Origin of the sequence: Methanoculleus sp., assembly GCF_035363275.1 — an archaeon.
Classification (GTDB): domain Archaea; phylum Halobacteriota; class Methanomicrobia; order Methanomicrobiales; family Methanoculleaceae; genus Methanoculleus.
The window spans coordinates 1-3,032 of sequence record NZ_DAOSET010000106.1 but is presented as its reverse complement, the minus strand read 5'-3'; the positions used below and the strand labels follow the sequence as shown (position 1 = coordinate 3,032).

Annotated in this window: 3 protein-coding genes; all 3 read left to right on the top strand. The window is 61.4% G+C overall.

Annotated elements, in window-relative coordinates:
- The coding region (flaJ, locus tag PLN84_RS12945) for an archaellar assembly protein FlaJ (RefSeq protein ID WP_348532160.1) at window positions 1-1,451 on the top strand (1,451 nt) is incomplete at its 5' end.
- 1 nt (window position 1,452) lies between these two features.
- Window positions 1,453-2,550: a hypothetical protein gene (locus PLN84_RS12940; protein WP_292385270.1), complete on the top strand. Its 1,098-nt coding sequence runs from the start codon at window positions 1,453-1,455 to the stop codon at window positions 2,548-2,550.
- Between the two features lie 13 nt (window positions 2,551-2,563).
- Window positions 2,564-3,032: CheF family chemotaxis protein (locus PLN84_RS12935; RefSeq protein ID WP_348532159.1), on the top strand; the 469-nt coding region annotated here is incomplete at its 3' end.

Genomic DNA, 3,032 nt, shown 5'->3' with positions numbered 1-3,032 from the left:
TGGCCGCGATCACCACGTCGGCCGTGACCCGGCCCGAGATCTTCCAGTACACCTCCGAGCGGTTCGAGTACATCCCGTCGCGTTACATCGCACGGGTGCAGCGCCTGGTCACCGGGTGGGGCAACAGCTACGCGGGAGCCCTCCGGGCGGTCGCCGAACGGTGCCGGAACAGCACTCTCCAGAGCATGCTCAACCGCTACGCGAACTCGATCGACTCCGGTGTCCCGGACGACGACTTCATCGGCACGGAACTCTCGAGCATCAGGAGCATCTACCGGAACACGTTCGAGCAGGGGATCGAACTCTTGAAGAAGTGGGGCGACGCCTACATCGCGATGCTCCTCTCCGCGTCGCTCGTCGCGATCATCATCATGATCTCGGTCGCTATCTATGCCCCCGATGGGATTGAAGCGACGCTGAACACCTCTTACCTGATCATCCTCTTGATATCGGTCTTCGGCCTCTTCATCATGTACCGGGCCGTCCCCGACGACCCCCGGACGCACGGGCTTGCAGAGATCTGTTCAAAGGAGCAGGGCATCATCAGGCGACTGGAGCGCCCGATGATCCTGATCACCGCCGTGATCGTGCTCCTCCTCGTCCTCGCCGGCGTCAACGCCGGTGTAATCTTCCTGCTCGCCGGCCTCCTGCTGATGCCGCTCGGGATCATCGGCTACATCGACGACGCCAACGTCATCAACCGGGACGAAGACTTTTCCACGTTCATCCGGGGCCTCGGCTCGATCATGGGCGGCAAAGGCATCACCACCGGCGACGCGCTCCAGGAGGTGGATCGGAAGTCGCTCGTCCACTTAGAGCCGTTCATCAACGCGGTCTCGTCGAAGCTGAACCTCGGCCTCGACGAGGCCGGGACCTGGAAGAAGTTCATCGGGGAGACCGGCAGTTACCTGATCTACAAGTACATGAACATCTTCCGGGACGCGGTGGCCCTCGGCGGGTCCCCCGACCAGATCGGCAAGATCGTCGGTTCGTCGATGCTCGAGCAGGTGCTCCTCCGGCGGAAGCGCGACATGATGGTGAAGGGGTTTATCGTCCTGCTCATCCCGATGCACGGGGCGATGATCGGGATCTTCGTCTTCCTCTTTGAGATCCTCCTCACCATGGCCAACGCGATCCAGGAGGTGATGGCCCATTTTGAAGAGACGGCGGCCGCACTCTCGGGAAGTACGGCAACGATCGGCGGTTCAATGGGGTCGTCCTTAAACATCTTCGTGAACTTCCCCGAAGAGACGATGCGGACCTACGTCGTGACGATCCTCTTAATGCTGACCGTCGCAAACATGTTTGCGGGAAAGATTGTCATGGGCGGCGACCGGTACATCTACTACTTCTTCGCAAGCCTGCTCTGTGCGGTCACCGGGGTCATCTATATCGTGGCTCCAATCCTGGTCGATGCGTTCTTCACTATTCCGGCATTTGTGGGGGTGTAATGTGAGAGAACAACTACGTCGTCCGCTGCTCTTCCTGATCACCATCGGAGCAGGCTCCCTGATCATCGTCTTCGACGCCACCGTCGAGGTCATCGTTGCAGGCACCGTGCTCGCGGGGTTTCTTGCCCTCATCGTCACGGGAGCGCTCGACCTCGTCGAGTTGAAACCCTCAAGGTTCGCCGCCGCTCTGCGGGAGAGAAAGGAGAAGAAGAGAGAGTCCGGGGAAACGGACGCGAACGTGCCGGCAGATAGACCGTCTCTCATCCGGCGGCTCGCATCCACCGAGATCAACCTCTCCGGCATGCTCGGGACCCTCGGGGCATCGATCCGGGAGACGATCGCACACGCCCGTACCCCAAAAGGTGAGAAGAAGAACCGGATCGAGCAGCTCGATCTCATGCTTGATGAGGCCGTCGACGGCACCGCCCCCGATCAGCCCCTGACCCCGGTCACGCCGAAGGCCGGCGGGGGCGGTGCCGTCGACCCCCTGGCCTCGCTCGCAGACCTGGACCTCGACTCGCTCGCGGACCTGGACATTAACGGCGAGGGGTCCGGTCCCGGGGCGGCGTTTGATCCCGACCACCTCGCGCTCCTCTCCGGGGAGGATGAAGACGCCGTATCGGCGATCCTCAGGACGCACCAGAGCGGTCTCGACGACCTCGACCTCACATCCGGTCTCGAACTCACCGGCGAACCCGCCGTGACCCCTCTGCCGATGACCGCCGCCGGTATCCCGGAACTCCCCGGAGGCGACGGTATACCGGATATGAGCGTGCTGAGTGCGGAACTCTCCGCGCTCGACGACCTGGACCCGGGTGAGATCGAGATCGAGGGCGAAGAGGTTGCCGCGGATGAGCCCCTCCCGGAGGAAGAAGACGTTCTCGAGGAGGAGCCGGAAGAGGAGTTCGACATGGTCTCCTTCGCGTCCGGCGGTACGGTCGACGACGACCTGATCGCTTCGCTCAAATCCGACGCAAAGAAGAGGAAGTTCGTGGAGGACGTCAGCCTGGTCCGTGAACTGAAAGGAGAGAAGTATGCGGCAGCAGACCTTGCAGCGGAGCTTGAGGATCTCCTCGCGGCGATGAACGCAGAACGATAACCCGGATGATACGATGAAATCAGTCCCGATAAAGGTCGAGCACGAAGGAAAATGGGTCCCGACGACGATGGGGATCGGTGAGGACCGGTTCCGCATCGATGCGCCTCTTAACACCGAGATCTTCTACAAGTCCGTGGTCGATCTCGATGAGAAGAAGAACCAGGTGGTGATCACCGCCGGTGCTGAGGGGAAGACGGTCTACCGCGTCGCGTCGGTGGAGAAGGTTCTCTCGGTCTTGAAGAAGTTCATCATCATGCAGGCGAGCGCCTACCGGTTGAACGCCTACTTCATGTCGCCTGCAGTCCGCGGAGGGGTGCTCATCCAGGACGCCCGGTGGGATAAAGGAGCGATCGCCGTCATGAAGACCGGCATCTGGTTCGTCAGCCAGGAGAAACAGGTCTGCATCCCCATCGGGGACGTCGCCGGCATCGAACTCACGTCCCGGGAGATCCAGGAGAAGGATCTCAACGTCGTGAAGATCG